The organism is Providencia sp. PROV269, assembly GCF_028477785.1.
GTDB lineage: Bacteria > Pseudomonadota > Gammaproteobacteria > Enterobacterales > Enterobacteriaceae > Providencia > Providencia rettgeri.
In genome coordinates, this window is record NZ_JAMPLV010000021.1 from 57,007 (window position 1) to 77,998 (window position 20,992).

The 20,992-nt window shown below is 41.0% G+C and carries 15 protein-coding genes and 6 tRNA genes; 6 read left to right on the top strand and 15 right to left on the bottom strand.

Annotated features, from left to right (window positions below):
* Positions 1 to 29: 29 nt before the first annotated feature.
* From PR683_RS19415 to nagB, 10 genes are all read right to left on the bottom strand, one after another.
* Positions 30 to 1,385, bottom strand: a complete 1,356-nt coding sequence (locus PR683_RS19415; RefSeq protein ID WP_109912839.1) for a dicarboxylate/amino acid:cation symporter — start codon at positions 1,383 to 1,385, stop codon at positions 30 to 32.
* A gap of 545 nt (positions 1,386 to 1,930) precedes the next feature.
* Positions 1,931 to 2,005 (bottom strand) — tRNA-Gln (locus PR683_RS19420).
* A gap of 10 nt (positions 2,006 to 2,015) precedes the next feature.
* Positions 2,016 to 2,092: transfer RNA gene (locus PR683_RS19425), tRNA-Met, on the bottom strand.
* A 50-nt stretch (positions 2,093 to 2,142) separates the two neighbouring features.
* Positions 2,143 to 2,217 (bottom strand) — tRNA-Gln (locus PR683_RS19430).
* Positions 2,218 to 2,248: 31 nt separating this feature from the next.
* Positions 2,249 to 2,323: transfer RNA gene (locus PR683_RS19435), tRNA-Gln, on the bottom strand.
* Between the two features lie 31 nt (positions 2,324 to 2,354).
* Positions 2,355 to 2,439 (bottom strand) — tRNA-Leu (locus PR683_RS19440).
* Between the two features lie 6 nt (positions 2,440 to 2,445).
* Positions 2,446 to 2,522, bottom strand: a tRNA-Met gene (locus PR683_RS19445).
* A gap of 369 nt (positions 2,523 to 2,891) precedes the next feature.
* On the bottom strand, positions 2,892 to 4,115 hold the full coding sequence (nagC, locus tag PR683_RS19450) for a DNA-binding transcriptional regulator NagC (RefSeq protein WP_196723911.1): 1,224 nt from the start codon (positions 4,113 to 4,115) through the stop codon (positions 2,892 to 2,894).
* Between the two features lie 11 nt (positions 4,116 to 4,126).
* On the bottom strand, positions 4,127 to 5,290 hold the full coding sequence (nagA, locus tag PR683_RS19455; RefSeq protein WP_004908999.1) for an N-acetylglucosamine-6-phosphate deacetylase: 1,164 nt from the start codon (positions 5,288 to 5,290) through the stop codon (positions 4,127 to 4,129).
* A gap of 75 nt (positions 5,291 to 5,365) precedes the next feature.
* The gene (nagB, locus tag PR683_RS19460; protein ID WP_004909001.1) at positions 5,366 to 6,169 is read right to left on the bottom strand and encodes a glucosamine-6-phosphate deaminase; all 804 of its coding nucleotides are present in this window, start codon (positions 6,167 to 6,169) and stop codon (positions 5,366 to 5,368) included.
* Positions 6,170 to 6,585: 416 nt separating this feature from the next.
* Here nagB and nagE point away from each other — a divergent pair, with 416 nt between their 5' ends.
* From nagE to glnS, 6 genes are all read left to right on the top strand, one after another.
* Entirely contained in the window at positions 6,586 to 8,613 is a 2,028-nt protein-coding gene (nagE, locus tag PR683_RS19465) for an N-acetylglucosamine-specific PTS transporter subunit IIBC (RefSeq protein WP_110731782.1), read from the top strand.
* 241 nt (positions 8,614 to 8,854) lie between these two features.
* The gene (locus tag PR683_RS19470) at positions 8,855 to 9,109 is read left to right on the top strand and encodes a colicin E3-like toxin immunity protein (protein WP_004909005.1); all 255 of its coding nucleotides are present in this window, start codon (positions 8,855 to 8,857) and stop codon (positions 9,107 to 9,109) included.
* 185 nt (positions 9,110 to 9,294) lie between these two features.
* Positions 9,295 to 10,548 carry a hypothetical protein gene (locus tag PR683_RS19475; protein WP_210844971.1) on the top strand — a complete coding sequence of 418 codons (1,254 nt, stop codon included), beginning with the start codon at positions 9,295 to 9,297 and terminating at the stop codon, positions 10,546 to 10,548.
* The gene (locus tag PR683_RS19480; protein WP_226537870.1) at positions 10,545 to 11,351 is read left to right on the top strand and encodes a sel1 repeat family protein; all 807 of its coding nucleotides are present in this window, start codon (positions 10,545 to 10,547) and stop codon (positions 11,349 to 11,351) included. Before PR683_RS19475 ends, PR683_RS19480 begins: the two co-directional genes overlap by 4 nt.
* Positions 11,352 to 11,561: 210 nt before the next feature.
* On the top strand, positions 11,562 to 12,377 hold the full coding sequence (locus PR683_RS19485; protein WP_110732271.1) for a sulfite exporter TauE/SafE family protein: 816 nt from the start codon (positions 11,562 to 11,564) through the stop codon (positions 12,375 to 12,377).
* Between the two features lie 169 nt (positions 12,378 to 12,546).
* Entirely contained in the window at positions 12,547 to 14,214 is a 1,668-nt protein-coding gene (glnS, locus tag PR683_RS19490; RefSeq protein WP_004909016.1) for a glutamine--tRNA ligase, read from the top strand.
* A gap of 216 nt (positions 14,215 to 14,430) precedes the next feature.
* On the opposite strand, the gene PR683_RS19495 is transcribed toward glnS, so the two are convergent.
* The 5 genes from PR683_RS19495 to kdpB form a co-directional block, all read right to left on the bottom strand.
* The gene (locus PR683_RS19495; RefSeq protein ID WP_109912835.1) at positions 14,431 to 14,826 is read right to left on the bottom strand and encodes a DUF5329 family protein; all 396 of its coding nucleotides are present in this window, start codon (positions 14,824 to 14,826) and stop codon (positions 14,431 to 14,433) included.
* A 96-nt stretch (positions 14,827 to 14,922) separates the two neighbouring features.
* Positions 14,923 to 15,609 (bottom strand): two-component system response regulator KdpE, encoded by a 687-nt coding sequence (kdpE, locus tag PR683_RS19500; RefSeq protein WP_004909034.1) that lies wholly within the window; start codon positions 15,607 to 15,609, stop codon positions 14,923 to 14,925.
* 16 nt (positions 15,610 to 15,625) lie between these two features.
* Positions 15,626 to 18,313, bottom strand: a complete 2,688-nt coding sequence (gene kdpD / locus PR683_RS19505) for a two-component system sensor histidine kinase KdpD (RefSeq protein WP_198641775.1) — start codon at positions 18,311 to 18,313, stop codon at positions 15,626 to 15,628.
* Positions 18,314 to 18,321: 8 nt separating this feature from the next.
* Positions 18,322 to 18,915: a potassium-transporting ATPase subunit KdpC gene (gene kdpC / locus PR683_RS19510; protein ID WP_109912833.1), complete on the bottom strand. Its 594-nt coding sequence runs from the start codon at positions 18,913 to 18,915 to the stop codon at positions 18,322 to 18,324.
* A gap of 10 nt (positions 18,916 to 18,925) precedes the next feature.
* Entirely contained in the window at positions 18,926 to 20,989 is a 2,064-nt protein-coding gene (gene kdpB, locus PR683_RS19515; RefSeq protein ID WP_109912832.1) for a potassium-transporting ATPase subunit KdpB, read from the bottom strand.
* Positions 20,990 to 20,992: the final 3 nt, after the last annotated feature.

A 20,992-nucleotide genomic window follows, 5' to 3' on the forward strand; every position in this document is an offset into this window, starting at 1 on the left:
CTATTTATTATTAAGTGAAGAAGTTATGGTTATTTATTATTAGCTAAATCAACCGGCTGAATATTACTTGTGTCTGTATTGATGCTGTCATCTTCAGTAATCACTGAATCTAATGTTTCATTTTTTGCTGAAAATGCATGAGCCAGTTTTTCTGTGTCGAGTTCTTTTTCCCAACGCGCAACAACGATACACGCACATGCGTTACCCACTAAGTTAGTTAATGCACGGCACTCAGACATAAAACGGTCGATACCTAAAATAAGCGCCATACCTGCGACAGGAACGCTTGGCACCACCATCAGTGTGGCTGCTAAGGTAATAAACCCTGCACCCGTCACACCAGCTGCACCTTTTGAGCTTATCATCGCAACTAACAGCAACGAAATTTGTTGCCAAATAGTGAGCTCAATATTAGTGGCTTGGGCAATAAACAATGCAGCCATCGTCATATAAATATTCGTACCATCAAGATTGAATGAATAACCCGTTGGGATAACTAACCCGACAACCGATTTTTCACACCCTGCATGCTCCATTTTGCGCATTAAGCTTGGCAGTGCCGCTTCGGAAGAAGAGGTACCTAAAACTAACCATAGCTCGTCTTTGATATATTTAATTAGCGCAATGATGGAGAAGCCGTTGTATTTAGCAACTGCACCCAGAACAAGTAAGACGAACAACAGTGAGGTAATATAGAACGTCATAATCAGCATCATTAAGTTGCCGATAGAGGATATTCCATATTTACCAATAGTAAATGCCATTGCGCCAAATGCCCCGATAGGTGCGAGTTTCATGAGCATCGCAACCATTTTGAACACAGGTTCAGAGAAGTTTTGTAGTAGTTTTACAATGGGCTCGCCGTGTTTACCTGTTGCAGCTAATGCTAATCCGAAAATGACAGCAATAAATAGAACTTGCAGGATGTTGCCGTTTACTAATGGACTAATGACGGTATCAGGGATGATATTCATCAAGAAGCCAACTATCGAAGATTCGTGTGCTTTTTCAACGTAGGTGGCAACTTTAGTGCTATCAAGGGTTGCCGGATCAATATTAAGGCCTGAACCTGGGCGAATGATATTCGCGACGATAAGACCGATGACGAGGGCGATGGTCGAGAAAGTGATGAAGTAGAGCATCGCTTTACCTGCGACGCTACCAACGGCCTTCATGTTTGACATGCCAGATATACCAGTAACAACAGTTAAGAAGATAACTGGCGCGATAATCATTTTAACGATTTTGATGAATGCATCACCAAGCGGTTTTAATGATTCTCCAATGTCTGGAAAAAAGTGGCCAAGTGCGATACCCAGAACGATGGCTACGATTACCTGAACATATAAAATCTTATATATTGGTTGCTTTATCATGTTTCGCATAAATTTTCTCTGTAAAAATGTTGCGTTTGGCAATTTATAATTATTAGGTTTAAAACTTTTATTAGAGTTTCTGAGAACTAATTTAGTTGGAATGGAAGAAGGGGCTGAATCTATTAGTACCAGAGGTTGATAATAATTTAACTGGTAATAATCATACCTAACTACAATTCGAGCGCAGATTACCACTTTCAGCAGTTATAGAGAAATGATTGAAGTCACATATTTGATAGAAAAGTTATGCAAACGTAAATTTTATGAGCTAAATGTTGCTTTAATATCACTTTAAGCGATTAAGCTATTGGTTATCCGATAATATTGGAATTAAATAAATAAAGAAACTACCAAAAAGTCATCATTTAAGCTAAAAATAGAGATAGAAATATAAAAAACAGTAGAGATGAAGCCTCAACCTATTAAAAAATGGAGTTATCTGCTATTTTTTTATTTTTTATTTAATTTATCAATAAAATCGATAAGCAAAATTAAGATAGTTTAGGCAGAGAAAGAGAGAATAGGCGTTAATTTAAGTGATATTGAAAAGAGAATGGCTGGGGTACCAGGATTCGAACCTGGGAATGCCAGGATCAAAACCTGGTGCCTTACCGCTTGGCGATACCCCAACAAAAGAAATGGTAGCTACGACGGGATTCGAACCTGTGACCCCAACATTATGAGTGTTGTGCTCTAACCAACTGAGCTACATAGCCATATATAATTTCTTTGAAATGAATTGTGCAACTCTAGGTAGGATAGTAGATGGCTGGGGTACCAGGATTCGAACCTGGGAATGCCAGGATCAAAACCTGGTGCCTTACCGCTTGGCGATACCCCATCCGGGAATTCTACTATTGATTGTTTTAAGATGGCTGGGGTACCAGGATTCGAACCTGGGAATGCCAGGATCAAAACCTGGTGCCTTACCGCTTGGCGATACCCCAATCTTAAATTCAATGCTACCGAGAAGGAAAATGGTGCGGGAGACAAGACTTGAACTTGCACACCTTGCGGCGCCAGAACCTAAATCTGGTGCGTCTACCAATTTCGCCACTCCCGCAAATAATGGTGGCTATGACGGGATTCGAACCTGTGACCCCAACATTATGAGTGTTGTGCTCTAACCAGCTGAGCTACATAGCCATCTTTTTTTGCATAACCTTCGTCGGCGTTGCGGGGCGCATTATGCTAATTACAGACCCGACAGTCAACAGCTTTTTGCACTATTTTTTAGAAAACGTGACTGTTTGTTTGTTGAATAATCATTTTGTCGATAAAGCCAGCAAAAAACAAGCCCGTATTTGAAAAAAATCACTTTTTGTCTTAGACGCTAGATAAATGTAATTTGGTTATGGTGTGAAATAAAATAGCGAAAGAGCTAAAAAATTTGTGTGGGGGAACAAAACGGAGGAATGGGGAGTATGCTAAAAGTGATGTATGGAATGCAGCGTTCAGTTTATAGACAATAAAAAAGCAGGTATCTCAACCTGCTTTAAAAAAACACGCCAAAAATTAGCTTTCAAACAGTTTTTGTAATAATTCACCATTGAGCATCGCGCGTTTAGTGAGTGCGAAAGCGCCTATTGCCGAGTTATGAACTAGCTGCGATGTGACGATGGGAAGATTCTCTCTAAATCCTTTTAAGGCTTGTGTATCAATGCAGCTTTGAATTGCGGGTAACAGAATTTGTTCTGCTTCCGTGATATCGCCTGCAATAACGACTTTTTCAGGGTTAAATAAGTTTATAGAGATAGCTATCGCTTTACCGATTTGCCGGCCAACGTGCTGGATAACTTCCGTAGCAAGTGGATCTCCCTTATTAGCGGCTTGGCAAATATGGGAAATCGTACAAGTTTCCAATGTAAGGGAGCTCGAATAGCCTTGTTCTAAACGCTGTTTTACGCGGGCTTCAATCGCTTGGTTTGAGGCAATGGTTTCTAAACAACCAAAATTACCGCAATGGCAAAGTTCGCCAAGAGGGTCAACTTGAATATGCCCAATTTCCCCGAGGTTACCTCGATGGTTGAGTAATATCTCTTTATTGATGACTAAACCCGCCCCTGCGCCTCTGTGGATGCGAACTAGTAGAGAGTCTTCGCAATCACGAGTAGCACCAAAATAGCTCTCAGCGAGGGCTAGGCTGCGAATATCATGCCCTGCATAACAGGTAATTTTAAAGTGTGCTTGTAAATTGTCGATGAGATGCCAATTGTCGACCTTGATATGTGGCATGTAGTAAACAATCCCACTATTTGGGTTAACTAACCCAGGGAGAATAATAGAAATCGCAATCAGCTCTTTTAAGCGCTTGTGATTGTGCTCAATAAAATCATCAAGAGCGGCAATCAACTTTTGTTCTACGGCTTGCTGAGAAGGCTCTGTGATAGGGTAATGGGCATCGATAATCATTTTGCCACCTAAGTCGTATAAGGCGATGGTGGCATCATAGCGCCCTAAGCGGACGCCAATCGTGTGAAAATTTTTGTGTTCAGAAACAATAGATATGGCACGACGGCCTCCAGTAGAGGCCTGTTGGTCAACTTCTTTAATTAAACCACGTTCGAGTAACTGGCGAGTGATTTTAGTCACACTGGCTGGGGCAAGTTGGCTTTGCTCCGCGATTTGAATTCTTGATATCGGGCCATGTTGGTCAATTAAACTATAGACGACAGCGCTATTTAGTTGTTTGACGAGATCAATATTACCAATTTGCTTCAGCGAGTGGCTTTGATTCATTAGCTAGTTACTCATTTTTTGTAGACTTCTGCTCCGTTAACATAGGTTGCAAGGACGTCGAAGTCGTGGTTAAACGCGGTTAAATTCGCAATTTTACCCGGAGCAATAGACCCTAAAGTCTCATCAACTCCAATGGCTCTTGCGGGGTAGAGCGTTGCCATTCTCAGTGTTTCATCTAATGGAATACCCACGTACTCTACACTGTTTCTCACTGCTTCTATCATGGTGAGTGATGAGCCGCTGAGTGTGCCATTTTCATCTACACATAATCCATCGCGGTAGTATATGGTTTTACCCGCGAAGATAAAATGATCCATTTCACCAGTTTGAGGATCTATTCCTGCCGGCGCTGTGGCATCAGTCACTAAAATTAATTTATCACCTTTTAAGTGCTTACTATTACGGATATTTGCCCACTGAACATGTAAGCCATCAGCAATAATTCCTGCATACACTTCAGGAGTGTCATAAATAGCACCAACTAAACCGGGGCCACGGCCTGAAATATATGGCATGGCGTTGAAAAGATGCGTTGAAAAGCGAATTCCGGCTTTAAAGCCCAGTTTAGCCTCTTCATACGTTGCATTTGAATGCCCAGCAGAAATAACAATGCCGGAATCTTTCAATTGATGAATGTAATCAAGTTCAACCATTTCAGGCGCTAAAGTGATTTTAGTGATGGAGTCTGCATGAGCAGCTAAATAATCAATCATCTGCGCGGATGGTTGGCGGATAAATTCAGGGTTATGTGTGCCTTTTTTAATAACATTAATATATGGGCCTTCTAAATGGAGCCCGAGAGCTTGGTTCTTGTGGTCTTTTAAGTACTCAGTCATGACCTCAATACCATGCTTCATCAATTCGTCAGAGCAGGTAATCAGCGTTGGCAGGTAACTGGTACATCCTGTACGCTCATTGGCTTTTTGCATGATATCCAAATTCTTTAATGTGACATTTTCTTTATTATCATTGAATTGGACACCACCACAGCCGTTGACTTGCAGGTCAATAAACCCTGCAGATAACGTCGCACCTTGTAGGTCATGTTGTGGAATATGGGAAGGTAATTCAGAGACAGGACAAACATCTTTGATGATTTCACCATCAATGACGACCGCATGGTTATCCAGTCTTTCATGACCTGTATAAATAATGCAATTTGTTAATGCATACATGGCTTAAAACTCCTGACCTCTGGAAAGTGGGTCACCGATCAGCCTTCGCTGATCGGGTGATTGATAAATATAATCTTAGTTAAACTTTTCAATAATTTCAGATTCTAGCTGTTTGAAATATTTAAGCGTTTTAACTTTTAATTCGAGTGTTGCGGGTTCATCACAGACGACCAGTGCTTTTGGGTGCATTTGCACGCAGCTCACTGTCCACATATGGTTAATTGAACCTTCAACTGCGGCATGAACTGCGTTCGCTTTATTCGCACCCGTTGCAAGTACCATTAACTCTTCAGCATCCATTAATGTGGCGACACCGACAGTTAAAGCAAATTTTGGTACTTGATTGATATCATTATCAAAGAAACGTGAGTTAGCTTGGCGCGTTTCTGGTGTCAATGTTTTAATGCGGGTGCGTGAGTTCAATGAAGAACCGGGTTCATTAAAAGCAATGTGACCGTCGTTACCTACGCCGCCCATAAATAAATTAATTTTGCCGTAAGATTTAATTTTATCTTCATAACGTTGGCATTCCGCATCAACATCTGGGGCATTACCATTCAGTAAATTAATATTTTGCGCTTGAATGTCGATGTGGTTAAAGAAATTTTCATGCATAAATGTGTGATAGCTTTGAGGATGATTAGCTGGAATACCAATATATTCATCCATATTAAATGTTACCACATGCTTAAAACTAACTTTTCCTGCGTTATATAAAGCAATCAGTGCTTTATAAGTGGCAAGAGGGGTACCGCCTGTTGGTAACCCAAGAACGAAAGGGCGATCAGCAGTAGGGTTGAATGCGTTGATTTTGTCAGCGATATACTGTGCGGACCAAATGCCAACATCATGCGCATTATTAAGTGGAATTAGCCTCATGTCTCAATTACCTCTAATAAGTCTGTGAAATCTTTCATGTATATATGTATCCCTGATGTTATTCATTAGATATAGGAATACTCGTTATACTTCAAATTTATTGTGCATTATCACTTGGTTGACATGCTATTTTTGTTTCAGGACATGCATTCAAGTGTGCTGAGAATATACAGGTTAATAGTACAAATAAGTTATTTTTAATCATAAAATAAGTTTTCGATAATAGCTAGTAATTTAGTCATATCAGTAACTCTTTCGTTGACATTTATCACAAATCGAACCTATTTATTTTGCATCGCGAAACAATTAATTTAGACTATGAAATTGATACTCTCAATAACCTAAATTATGATTTAGGTGTGTGAACAATAAGATCCCGTAAATGGGGCAAAAATAGGGCGATAAAGGGGGAGTTTGTGAATATTCTTAGCTACTTACAGCGGATTGGTAGGGCACTTATGGTGCCAGTTGCTGTACTACCAGCCGCAGCAATCCTGATGGGGATTGGCTATTGGATTGACCCAGATGGTTGGGGAGCCAATAGTGCAATCGCAGCGTTACTGATAAAATCGGGTGCGGCTATTATTGATAATATGTCCGTACTGTTTGCTATTGGTGTTGCTTATGGAATGTCAAAAGATAAGGACGGTGCGGCTGCGCTGACCGGTTTTGTTGGCTTTTTAGTCGTGACAACACTGTGTTCGCCAGCATCTTATTCCATGATCATGAATGTTCCGTTGGAAAGCGTTCCTGCGGCATTCGGTAAAATAAATAACCAATTCGTGGGTATCTTAGTTGGGGTATTGTCTGCTGAATTGTACAACCGCTACAGTGGCGTAGAGCTACCAAAAGCGTTGTCTTTCTTTAGCGGTCGTCGCCTCGTGCCGATTTTGACATCATTCTTAATGATCATCTTAGCCTTCATTCTGATGTATGTTTGGCCGGTGGTATATAATGGTTTGGTTTCTTTCGGTGAAAGCATTAAAGATTTAGGTTCTGTGGGAGCGGGTATTTATGCCTTCTTCAACCGTTTATTAATTCCTGTTGGTCTACACCACGCACTTAACTCTGTGTTCTGGTTTGACGTTGCTGGGATCAATGATATTCCGAACTTCTTAGGCGGCGCTAAGTCAATTGATGCCGGCTTGGCAACGGTAGGTATCACTGGTCGCTATCAAGCAGGCTTCTTCCCAATCATGATGTTTGGTTTACCTGGTGCGGCATTAGCGATTTACCACTGTGCTCGCCCGGAAAACAAAGCCAAAGTGGCTGGTATTATGATTGCTGGTGCGTTTGCGGCATTCTTCACCGGTATCACTGAACCACTTGAATTCTCATTCATGTTCGTGGCGCCAATTCTGTACGTAGTCCACGCATTGTTAACGGGTATTTCGGTTTATATCGCAGCAACAATGGAATGGATTTCAGGGTTCGGTTTCAGCGCAGGTTTAGTCGATATGTTATTGCAATCACGTAACCCATTAGCCGTTCAGTGGTATATGTTGATTGTTCAAGGCTTAGTCTTCTTTTGCATTTACTATGTCATTTTCCGTTTCATGATCCGTAAATTCAACCTGTTAACACCAGGCCGTGAAGAGAGCGCAGGTGATGAAACGATTGATGGTTATGACGAAAGCATTAGCCCTGCCGATAACAGTGACAGCGATATTCAAAAAGAAGCTCGCCAATATGTTGCAGCGGTTGGTGGTAGTGATAACATCGTCAGTATTGATGCTTGTATTACACGTTTACGTTTAGGCGTTAAAGATTCAGCAGTTGTTAACGATGCGATGACTAAACGTTTAGGCGCTTCAGGTGTTATCCGCTTAAGCAAACAAAATGTGCAAGTGATTGTCGGTACACGTGCTGAATTGGTCGCAAAAGCAATGACTGAAGTAATTGCAAAAGGCCCTATTGCCGGTTCTGCACCAGTTGCAGCAGCAGAAGAGAAAAAAGCCGCAGAGCCTGCGAAAACAAAAGGTAATGTGATTTTATCTCTGGTTGCGCCAGTCAGTGGTCAAGTGTTCTCCCTTGACGATGTGCCTGATGAAGCGTTTTCTAGCCGCATTGTGGGCGATGGTATTGCCATCAAACCAACAAGCAGCGAAGTGTTAGCGCCGGCGTCAGGTACGGTGGTGAAAATTTTCGAAACTAACCACGCATTCTGCCTTGAAACAGAAAACGGTGTTGAACTCATTGTTCATATGGGGATCGATACGGTTGCACTGAAAGGTGAAGGTTGCGCACGTTTAGTGGAAGAAGGTGCTGAAGTAACCGCTGGCACACCAATCCTGAACTTAGACCTCGCGTTCCTTGAAGCCAATGCTAAATCAATGATTAGCCCTGTTATCATCAGCAATATCGATGATTTTTCTGGCGTCGAAATTTTAGTTGAAGGTGACGTGAAAGCAGGTGAAACCGTTATTTATAATGTTCTGAAATAATTCAGTTTAATATTATAAGTGAGTAAGAGGGTGGCTTAGGCCACCCTCTTTGTTTATGCAGCTTAAATAAGAAAAAGATAATCATATAGGGTATAACAAATAATGATAATCAGTATCAATTGAGTCCAGTGTATAAAGAAAATATAATTAATTGTTAGCTTTGTGGAGAGGCTGAAATACGAGAGTAATTAAAATAAAAGCGCCTAAAAGCAATATAACAAAGTATCTATAAGGAGAAAAAATGGGATTAAAAATTCATCTGGTTTGGTTTGATAAACAAACAGAAGAATATGTTGGTGAAGAGTATTCTCTTGACTTAGGGGATGATGGTAGCATTATAGAAAAAACTATTAACCCTGAAGAAAACATTATTAATAATGGTTGTTTTGATGTGCTTTCTGATTGGGCCTCTAATCTTCAAAAGCATATAAAACATAAATTTAAATTTAATAAATATGATTATCAAGTTTCATTCGATTATCGAGAAGAATGGTAATTATTTATATTTATAAATTATTAGTAAATCATTTAATTTGCTTTTTTTATGCAGGTTAATATTTACCCATAAAAATGGGGGTTATATAAAATAATTGGTAAATAATTTATTTATTTAAAATAAAGGTAAAAATCTGTAGAAATATTAGGGATTTATTCAAAGTAATAACATAAGGAATATGTATTATGACAGAGTCAATAAAGCACCTACAGATCCATAAACTAGAAGATATGAATATTCATAGAAACTTAGGCGCAGGTCATGACCCGATGCAGATAGGGCCACCCAGCATAACCATTCATGTGGCGCCTAAAGGTAGTCCAATTTACAATCAGTTAGGAGAAGACACGGGGAATACATCACAATGGGGACATACCTATATTAGTATTCGAGGCATTAATCCTGTGACACATAATTATGAACAAATTAGCATGGGACTTAGTCCAGGAGAAGATTGGGGGTCATCAAAAGATAATTTGTCTTTTAATGATCATGTTCGTTATAAAAGTGCTTCCACATTGACGATAACATCAAATAATCAACAGTTTTTTAGTCATTTCAATAATCTATATACGGCTATGCATGATTATAAAACAGGAAAAACGCAGCCTCCGAATTATAATCCATTTAGTTTAACTGGGGAAAAAACGTGCGGTAAATTTGTTCAGTCAGAGCTAGAAAAAGCAGGCATGCAAGGTATTAATATCCCCTTTTGGCCTGATGATGCTTATGAGAATTTAGACAATTTGGCTGATGATTACGAAACACCATTAGTAATTGATTTAGGTGGTAATGGTGTACAAACTTTAGTAGATAGTTTTGGCGTTGAATTCGATTTTAAAGGAAATGCAATTAAGTCGCGAACAGGCTGGGTACACCCAGATGATGGATTACTGGTGTGGGATAAAAATAAAGATGGCATGATTAATTCAGGTAACGAATTGTTTGGTAACAATAGCCTACAGATTAGTAATACACGACTGAAAGATGGCTTTTCTGCTTTATCTGAATTGGACAGTAATACTGATAGAATTATTAATTCAAGTGATAAGTTTTGGTTGGAGTTAAAAGTCTGGCAAGATAAAAATTCGGATGGTATTAGTCAATTCCATGAATTAACAAATTTAAGTAATATGGGCATTAACGCAATTGAGTTGAATGCAAATGAGCTCAATTTTTATGATGAGAATGGTAATTTCCATAAATTAATGGCTAAGGTAAGTTGGGATAATAATAAGCAAACTGAAGTCGTTGATGTATTATTTCACCAGCGAGCGAATACGATTAATTTACAACAAAATTTTAATCAACTTATTGATAATATGCTTGGTTTTTCATTCCCCTCAAATGATGACTGTATCTTTTTAATTGCAGACACCATAACAAGCTATCCTCATGCAACTTCACTCTTTACCAATGATTTAGGAAAAATCTCGTGAGGTTGCTTTCATGGTCTATCGTTATAGGAGCGTTCATTATCGGGACTCCAACTTGGGGAGGGAATACAAATCCTCCTTTAATTCCAACTGTAAGAGATCGTCTATATACCATTGGGTATAATGAAACAGAACTACGTTATGACCCAGACCTACCTAAAAAAGTTTCTTATCCTGCAAACCAACAGCAAGTGCTTGAGTTATATCATCGGGCATTAAAAAATAATAATGAAGATGATAATTATGCCTTATTTTCTTTTTTCAGAATTGGTTGCACGGATTTTAAGCATTTACATAATGTGAAAGCTGCAAAAGAAGAGTGTGCACTGGCAAATTTCTTTTTGAAGAGAGTATTAAAAATTAATTCTAACAATGGGTTAGCTCTGTTATTTACAGGGGTAAACTATCAGCATGGTAATGGGGGGGAAGTAAATATGCCAGAAGCAATTTCATATTATGAACGAGCTTACCACCTTCATGGTAATAAGGTAATTGTAGCAGGAAAAAATCTTTCGACGATTTATTTACATGGACTCGGCGGGATCCCTCAGGACTTTAATAAAGCTAAATACTATTTAGAAATGGCCGCAAGAGATAACCCAAAGGGGCAAGATGCATATTACCTCAAGAATTTTGATACATATGTTGATTTACTTAAAATATCAAATGAAGGTGATAAATGTAAGCAACAAAACCCTAATAACCGTATCTGGGTAAAAGAATGTAATGATAAAGTAGAAAAGAAAATAGAAGCGTACTTAAAAAAACATAGAGGAAATCAGAAAGAGAAAGATGCGATTGGTTAATTTACCAAAATTTTATTTTATGACTAGTATGAAAGGTAGTTATGAATAATACGTTAAAAATAGAGTGTAAAAACACTCTATTTTTCGTATTAAAAAATTGCATTTATTAATAACATTGGCGAAATCTCAAACAAGGTTGTCAAATCTGCATAAGCAAGGGGCTTTTTTCATCGATAAGATATTTTCTCAATGACTGATGAGGAATTTTCTGTGGAACTGCTTCTGTGCTTATTTGGCTTTATTTCGGGGATCACCACCGCACTATTTGGTTTTGGTGGCGGCTTTATCACCGTTCCACTGTTATATGCGCTAATTACCTTAGTATGGGGGCCACAAAGCGATGCAGGAACTGTGGCGATGCAAATCGCGGTGGCAACATCCACTTGCGTGATGATTTTTTCATCAACATTATCAAGTCGCGCTCATTATTTAAAAGGAAATCTCAGCTGGCCAATTATAAAGCCATTTATTATCCCTATTTCAGTGGGGGGGATATTTGGGGCGATTGTGGCGTTATCGGTAGATAATGCATTAATTCGTTGGATATTTATTGGCTATCTCATCATCACTATTTTAGATTGTTTTATTCGTCCCGGTTTTATGAAGACAGAATCTACGGGGATACAACTCTCTCGTGGTGGTATTTTTGCAGATACTCCGATTGGTGTGGTGATTGGCGCGGTAGCGGCATTTTTAGGTGTTGGTGGCAGTGTGATGACTGTTCCATTAATGCGGCGCCGTGGTGCCAGTATGATCCAAGCCGCTGCCTTTGCGAATCCATTGACATTACCAATGGCGATCACGGGTACATTAACCTATTTTTATTTCGCTATTGATAAACACATTGACCTCGGATCGGGCTTTCTGGGGATGATCTATATCAAAGGGGCATTAATTTTAATTGTGACATCGTGGCTAGGGATACGTTTTGCTTCTTTATTAATGCCTTACCTTAGCGATAAACGTCATGCCCAAAGTTATCCACTACTGTTACTCGTGGTTTTAGCTGTTATGTTACTGGTTTAAAATCGCGTATTTCGGTAGGCAAAAATGAGGTTTTTGTCCTAAATTCCTTCTGATCATCGCTTTTGCCGCACTTGGCGCAATCAAACGGTTGTTTCCTGATTGATTATGGTAGAATATATTTAGTTACTACACGCTTTTAGCGCGCTTTTGGCATTGAGGAATGATGACAATGAATGAGGCAGATGCTCGCCCAACAAATTTTATCCGTCAGATCATAGATGAAGATCTGGCGACCGGAAAACACACGTCAGTGCATACGCGTTTTCCACCTGAACCGAATGGCTATTTACATATTGGTCATGCGAAATCAATCTGCTTGAATTTTGGCATTGCCAAGGATTATCAAGGCCAATGTAATTTACGTTTTGATGATACCAACCCTGTAAAAGAAGATGTCGAATACGTTAACTCGATTCAAGAAGACGTTAAATGGCTTGGTTTTGAGTGGAGCGGTAATGTTCGCTATTCCTCTGACTACTTTGATACCTTGTATCAATATGCAATTGAGCTGATCAAAAAAGGCTTAGCTTACGTTGACGAGCTCAGCCCAGATCAAATTCGCGAATATCGTGGAACATTGAAAGAGCCGGGTAAAAATAGCCCATACCGTGAGCGCCTTATTGAAGATAACTTAGCATTATTCGAAAAAATGCGTGCGGGTGGCTTCGAAGAAGGAAAAGCGTGTTTACGTGCGAAAATCGATATGGCATCCCCATTTATGGTGATGCGCGACCCGGTTTTATATCGCATTAAATTTGCGGAACATCACCAATCTGGCAATAAATGGTGCATTTACCCAATGTATGACTTCACGCATTGTATTTCTGATGCATTAGAAGGTATTACACACTCTTTATGTACCTTAGAATTCCAAGACAACCGTCGTTTATATGATTGGGTATTAGACAATATCACCATTGATTGCCATCCACGTCAGTACGAGTTTTCTCGTCTGAATTTGGAATACACGGTGATGTCTAAGCGTAAATTAAACCAATTAGTCACTGAAAAACACGTGCATGGTTGGGATGACCCTCGTATGTTAACCATATCAGGCTTACGCCGTCGTGGTTATACTGCAGCCTCTATCCGTGAATTTTGCCAACGTATTGGTGTGACAAAACAAGACAACAACGTTGAAATGGCCTCTTTAGAGTCCTGTATTCGTGATGATCTGAATGAGTCAGCACCACGTGCTATGGCGGTTATTGACCCAGTTCGTGTAGTGATTGAAAACATGCCAGCGGGTGAAGAGATTTTAACAGCGCCAAACCATCCAAATAAACCGGAGATGGGAACGCGCCAAGTGCCATTTAGCAATGAAATTTATATCGACCGTGCAGATTTCCGTGAGGAAGCGAACCGCCAATATAAGCGTTTAGTATTAGGCAAAGAAGTTCGTTTGCGTAATGCATACATTATTAAAGCAGAGCGTGTTGAAAAAGACGCAGATGGTAACATCACAACCATCTACTGTACTTATGATGCAGGCACATTAAATAAAGACCCAGCAGATGGCCGTAAAGTGAAAGGCGTTATTCATTGGGTAAGTGTCGCTCACGCATTACCTGCAGAAATTCGTCTGTATGACCGTTTATTCACTGTGCCAAACCCAGGTGCAGAAGACGATTTCTTATCGGTTATCAATCCAGATTCACTGGTTATTCGTCAAGGTTTTGTTGAGCCGAGCCTGAAAAATGCCGTGGCAGAAAAAGCGTATCAGTTTGAACGCGAAGGCTATTTCTGTGCGGATAACAAGTTAAGTAGTGCAGAACATTTAGTCTTTAACCGGACTGTGGGGTTGCGTGATACTTGGGCGAAACTCGAAAATTCTTAATTTGATGTCCCCGTCATACTTTGCACCACAGGGGTGTTGGCTTCATTAAGTTACTCGAGTCACATACTTATGTATGCTCACGGGATAACTTAATTTGCCGCCTACCTGTGGTACAAATTATTTAGGGGCCAGATCGAGTATTAGCACAAAAAACGCTGACAAATAAATGTCAGCGTTTTTTATAGTAATCTACAAAGCCTACAAAATCTGAAGAACCTATTTGGATTTGCTATCCACTTTTTCTTTTAATAATTCATGCAGATATTCATTCGCGGAAGTCACATTACCTTGCGCATCTTTAACTTGATACTCTTCGCCAGTAATGGACGATTTTGAAGCTACGTTATCAATAAATTGTTCTACAGTTTTGAGACGTTTTTCTGTTTTACGCAGTTTTAATCGCAAATGAGATTCTGCGTCAGCGGCAGAATATTCAGTGCCATTACGTGTAAAAGTAAGGTTTTGTTGTTTACCAAGCTCAGCTAATAATGATTCAGTACGCATTTTTTCTTCAGGGCTTAACGCAAGAGCTTGAGTAGTCACAAAAACACTTAAAAAAAGGACTAAAGCAGATGAAAAACGGTTTGATAGTTGGGCTGTGAGTGATTGCACGAATTTCTCTCCATAGAAAAAAGGTGAGTAAATTATAAGCAGTCTTTTAATTTAAACTATCGGTAAGATTCCTAGAATTCAATAAATGGTCATCTGTTAAGGCATAAACCGATAACCAATTCCTGTTTCGGTTAATAAGTGAATAGGGCGTGCTGGGTCATTTTCTAATTTTTGCCGTAGATGGCCCATGTAGATGCGTAAGTAATGATTATGTTCCACATAATTAGGCCCCCAGACTTGCAGTAATAAGTGCCTCTGAGTTAATACTTTACCGCTGTTAGCCACGAGTTCACTGAGTAAACGAAATTCAATCGGGGTTAGATGAAGTTCTTCATTTTGTTTGGTCACGACACGATTAATAAAGTCGATGGTAATATCCCCAAACTGGCATTTTGAGTTTTCTTGAGTGGCTTTGCCGAAGCGCCGTAAAGCCACTCTAACTCGAGCCAGTAACTCACTAATTCCGAAGGGTTTTGTGAGGTAATCATCAGCACCTGCATCCAATGCTGCCACTTTTTGTGATTCTTCTTCACGAGCGGATAAAACAATAATCGGAATACTACTCCACTGACGTAGATCACGAATTAAATCAAGCCCATCACCATCGGGTAAGCCAAGGTCTAAAATTAACAAATCAGGTTGTCGCGTACCGGATTCAATGAGGCCGCGTTGGTAATTTTCCGCCTCAAATACCTTCCAGCCTTCACCTTCCAGCGCTAAACGAACAAAGCGGCGGATTTCTTTTTCATCTTCAACAACCAGAATTTGATGGCTAGTACTCACAATATTGTTAATCCTTTTATGTTTCTACTTCGATATCAGGTAGTTGCTTTAAAGGTAAGACAAAATGGAAACTCGCTCCACCTTTATTATTATTTTGCGCCCAAATTTCGCCTTCATGTAACTGAATAATAGCACGACAAATGGCGAGCCCTAAGCCAACTCCTGGAATTGCGGACTCTTTTTGCGCCCGAGAAAATTTATCAAAAATGGTTTTTTCTTGTCCGTTTGGAATCGCATTGCTGGCATCCCATATTTCAATATGAATTTTTTGCCCTTCAACTGTAGCTCGAATACCAATCGGGGTATCGTCATGACTGTATTTTACGGCATTTTCTAATAGGTTGATTAGCACCCGTTCAATCAAGTTAGCATCACAATAAAGTAGTAAGTCTGCTGGAATATCAATTTCTAAAGGATGGCTGTGTAAGGTGTAATCTAAGGTTCTAACAGCACTACTGGTAATTTCTTGCAGTGATTCCCACGCTAAATTGGGCTGAATACTGCCAGATTGTAAGCGAGCCATATCCAGTAAATTATTCACCAAGCGCGAAGTGCTAAGTACTTGCTGGCGCATTTGGTTCACTTGTTCTGTTAGTGGTGATTTTTCCGCAGACAAATTCAACATTAAGATTTCGGTTTGGCCGAATAAAACGGTGAGCGGTGTTTTTAGGTCATGAGACAGTGCGGCAAGTAAGGAGTTTCTTAGTTGTTCTCGTTCAATATCTAATTTGGCTGATTCAGCTTGTTTTGTCAGCTGCAGACGTGCAAAAGCACTCGCAATCAGTCCTGTAAAGGTTTGCAGCATGCGTTGCTGTTCTGGGATCAATAACTGGCGCATGTTTCTTGGTTCAATGGCAAGAACGGCAAGGGTTTGATCGGCAGTGGTGATAGGTTGCAATTGATAGGGAACGCTTGGTAGTGTATCCGTACCAGCACCGGCGGGTTGCCGCTTATCAAAACACCATTTAGCAATGGCTTTATCAATCAGCATTTCACTGTGGCCTTCACATTTTAATGGTGATAACTGGTCGTTTTCATCGGGGAGCAGTAAGCAGCTTTTGGCTTGAAATGCATTATTAAGGAAATGGTACCCAGTTCTCCCAATATCATCAGTCGTGATAGCTTGTCCTAATTCTTTTGTCATTTCATATAGGTGACGTGTTCGCTGCTCTCGATACCGAGCGATACGAGCTTGGTAGCGCATACCTGCAGTTAAATTCCCCACAACAACCCCCACAATTAGCATCACTGTAAACGTGACTAAATATTGCATATCCATGATAGCAAGGGAGAAATGGGGTTGAACAAAGAACAGGTCAAAACTGATCACGTTGACCAGAGCGGCGAAGACAGAGGGGCGTCGGCCATAAAATAATGCGATTAACACGACACCTAATAGATAGAGTGTCACGAGGTTGGCTTTATCGAGGGCCAATAAAAAGGTGCGCGAAAATAAGGTGATAGCAGCACACATCACAATAGCCATTAAATAGCCATTCATATCCGATCGCCATTTTTCAGAGAACGGCTTTCTTTCTGGTTCTTTGTCCCACTCACTTTTCTCTTCAAGTGCGACGATCACTAAATCCAGATCAGGGCCGAGCTTACCAAGACGATCGGCAAAACCGGGACGTAAATTGAGCTTAAACCATTTGTTTACTTTATTACGCCGACCAATCAATATCTTCCCTAAATTATGTTCTCGGGCATAACGTAATATCGCTTTTTCTTCCGAAGGGTCGGATAAAGTTGCTGTTTCTGCACCTAAGTCTTGAGCAAGACGCAACGCTTTTAAGATAGCTCTACGCTGGGTTTCAGGTAGCTGATGAAGTGAGGGAGTTTCAACATAAACAGCATGCCAGACACTACCGAATTTTGCAGCAAGTCGTGCGGCAGTACGGACTAATTTTTCATTTCCGGTATTATGGCCAATGCATAGCAAGAGCCCATCGCGAGTGTGCCATACGGGGGCTTGGCCTTTACCATCACGAAATTCACGCATCTGGTCATCAACCCGGTCAGCAGTACGCCGAAGAGCCAGCTCACGCAGTGCAATTAAGTTTCCTTTGCGGAAAAAATGCTCAATAGCGCGTTCGGCTTGCCCCGGTATATACACTTTGCCTTCTTTAAGGCGTTGTCGTAGGTCGTCAGGAGGAAGATCAACTAATACCACCTCATCAGCTGCATCAAAAATATGATCTGGAACTGTTTCACGTACGCGAATACCTGTAATACTTCCCACGATGTCATTCAGGCTTTCAATGTGTTGAACGTTGATGGTTGTCAGTACGTCAATTCCGGCATCAAGGAGTTCTTCGACATCTTGCCAACGTTTAGGGTGGCGGCTGCCATGGGGGTTACTAAATGCTAATTCATCCATTAAAATTATGGCTGGATGCCTAGCAATTGCTGCGTCAATATCGAAACCATTTAGGCGGCGACCGTGATGAGTTATGCGCCTAGGTGGCAACAGAGAAAGGCCGTCAAGTAGCGCGGCCGTTTCTTCTCTTTCATGGGTTTCTACTACGCCAATCAGCACATCTAGCCCTTGAGCTCTGAGTCTCTGTGCTTCTTGCAGCATGGCATACGTTTTTCCAACACCAGCACAGGCACCGAAAAAAATCTTTAATTTGCCACGCCCAATTTCATTGGCTTTGACCAAGAGTTCATCAGGGTTAGGGCGAATAGGTTCTTGATTGTCCATCACAGCCCCTAGTGAGTTTGACTGTTTATTTGTTGTTGATATTCATCAAGTGCTAAGTTCAGTTTTAGCACATTAATGACGGGTTCACCTAAAAAGGGCAACAATGCCTGTTCAGTATGCGTTTCTATCAATGATTTTACTGTATCTAATGGAATTTGCCTGCTTTTTGCAATACGTGGAGCTTGGTATAACGCTGCATCAATAGAAATATTGGGGTCTAAGCCACTGGCGGAAGACGTGAGTAAATCTACTGGGATGGCATTACCTGCATCGGGGTTCTCTGCGCGCAGTTGTTCGCTACGCTCTGCCATCGTTTGTTGTAATAATGGGTTACTGACAGCCAAATTACTTCCACCAGAAGCTAAGGTATTGTAGGGGATATCGACAGTTGCTGAGGGGCGACCGTGAAAATAGCGAATATTACCCACATTTTGCCCGATTAAGGCAGAACCAACAATGCGCTCATCTTGTGTGAGTAAAGAACCGTGAGCCTGCCAGGGAAAAAAAATATTAGCGAGGCCAGTCACCATTAATGGGTAAGCAATACCTGTAAAAATGGTGAGTATAAATAACATAATCATCGACGAACGGATCATATTCATAATCAATTCCTTATATTCCAAAGAGACTAATAAGCAGATCAATCAGTTTGATCCCAACAAATGGCACAATTAACCCGCCTAAGCCATATATGCCTAAATTACGTTGCAATAATGATTGAGAGCTCATTGGGCGATAGTTGACCCCTTTAATGGCGAGGGGGATCAAGAAGATAATAATCAATGCGTTGAAGATAACGGCAGAAAGGATAGCGGATGCGGGTGAATGTAATTGCATAATATTTAACGCATTTAACTGTGGCCATGTTACGGCAAAAGCGGCAGGGATAATGGCAAAATATTTAGCAATATCATTAGCAATACTGAAGGTGGTTAATGAGCCACGGGTCATTAGCATTTGTTTACCAATATGCACCACTTCAATCAGTTTGGTTGGGTTGGAGTCTAAATCCACCATGTTACCGGCTTCTTTTGCGGCTTGGGTACCTGAGTTCATTGCGACTGCGACATCCGCTTGCGCGAGTGCTGGCGCATCGTTGGTGCCGTCACCGGTCATAGCAACTAAGCGACCCTCAGATTGATATTGGCGGATCAACGCCAGTTTGGCTTCTGGTGTCGCTTCTGCAAGAAAATCATCGACGCCTGCTTCGGCTGCAATTGCGGCTGCTGTTAAATGGTTATCTCCGGTGATCATCACCGTTTTGATGCCCATACTACGCATTTGGGCGAAGCGTTCTTTCATGCCCCCTTTGACGATATCTTTTAATGCTACGACACCTAAAACCGTTTTATTATCAACCACCACAAGTGGCGTTCCGCCTAAATGGGCCACTTTTTCGACCAGTTGATCCGCTTCGACAGGAAATTTACTGTGATTGGCTTCGATATAACGGCGGATGGCATCCGCAGAGCCCTTGCGGATCATTCGCTCGCCAATATTGACACCACTCATACGTGTCATTGCGGAGAAAGGAACAAAAGTTGCATTCAGGGCATGAATATCTCTTTCACGTAAATTAAATTTTTGTTTTGCCAAGACCACAATACTGCGTCCTTCTGGAGTTTCATCCGCTAAAGACGATAGTTGTGCGGCATCCGCCAGTTGCTGCTCTGTAATACCTGTTAGCGGTAAAAATTCAGAGGCTTGGCGGTTTCCCAGTGTAATGGTCCCCGTTTTATCAAGTAATAGAACGTCGACATCACCTGCTGCCTCTACAGCACGGCCGCTGGTGGCAATTACATTTGCTCCTAGCATGCGGCTCATCCCTGCCACACCAATAGATGAAAGTAAGCCACCGATGGTTGTTGGAATTAAGCACACTAATAACGCTATTAACACTAAAATAGAAACGGCACTGCCTGCGCCTGCATGCTCTGCGGCAAAAACGGTGAATGGGTACAAGGTGGCACAAACTAACACAAAGATAATAGTCAGTGCAGTTAATAAAATAGTGAGCGCGATTTCATTGGGGGTTTTACGGCGTTGTGCGCCTTCAACCATGGAAATCATTCTATCTAAGAAGGTTTCACCGGGATTGACGGTACACTCGACTATCAGCCAATCGGAAAGTACGCGAGTTCCGCCTGTCACTGAAGAGAAATCACCACCAGATTCGCGGATCACGGGAGCGGATTCCCCCGTGATGGCACTTTCATCCACGGAAGCACCACCTTCGATGACTTCGCCATCGCAAGGAATGGTTTCTCCGGCACGGATCAACACAATATCGCCTTTACGTAACTGATCTGAACTCACAATATCTTGGTTCGCCTCCAATGAGGCAGACGCTAGCCGCGTTGCGCTACTTTGTTGCTTTACGCCTTTTAAGCTTTGAGCTTGTGCTTTACTTCGCCCTTCAGCAAGCGCTTCTGCAAAGTTGGCAAAAATAACCGTGAACCACAGCCAAAGGGTAATCATTCCGCTGAACCAAGCACTGCCTTGTGTGTAACCCGTTACCATCGCTAACCAGAGTAACGTGGTGATAATACTGCCAATAAAAACTACAAACATGACTGGGTTACGCCATTGTGCTTGTGGTGTACATTTTTTGATAGATTCAATAATGGATTGTTTAATTAATTGATTATTGAATAATTTAGTTTGTTTGTTTTTCATTTT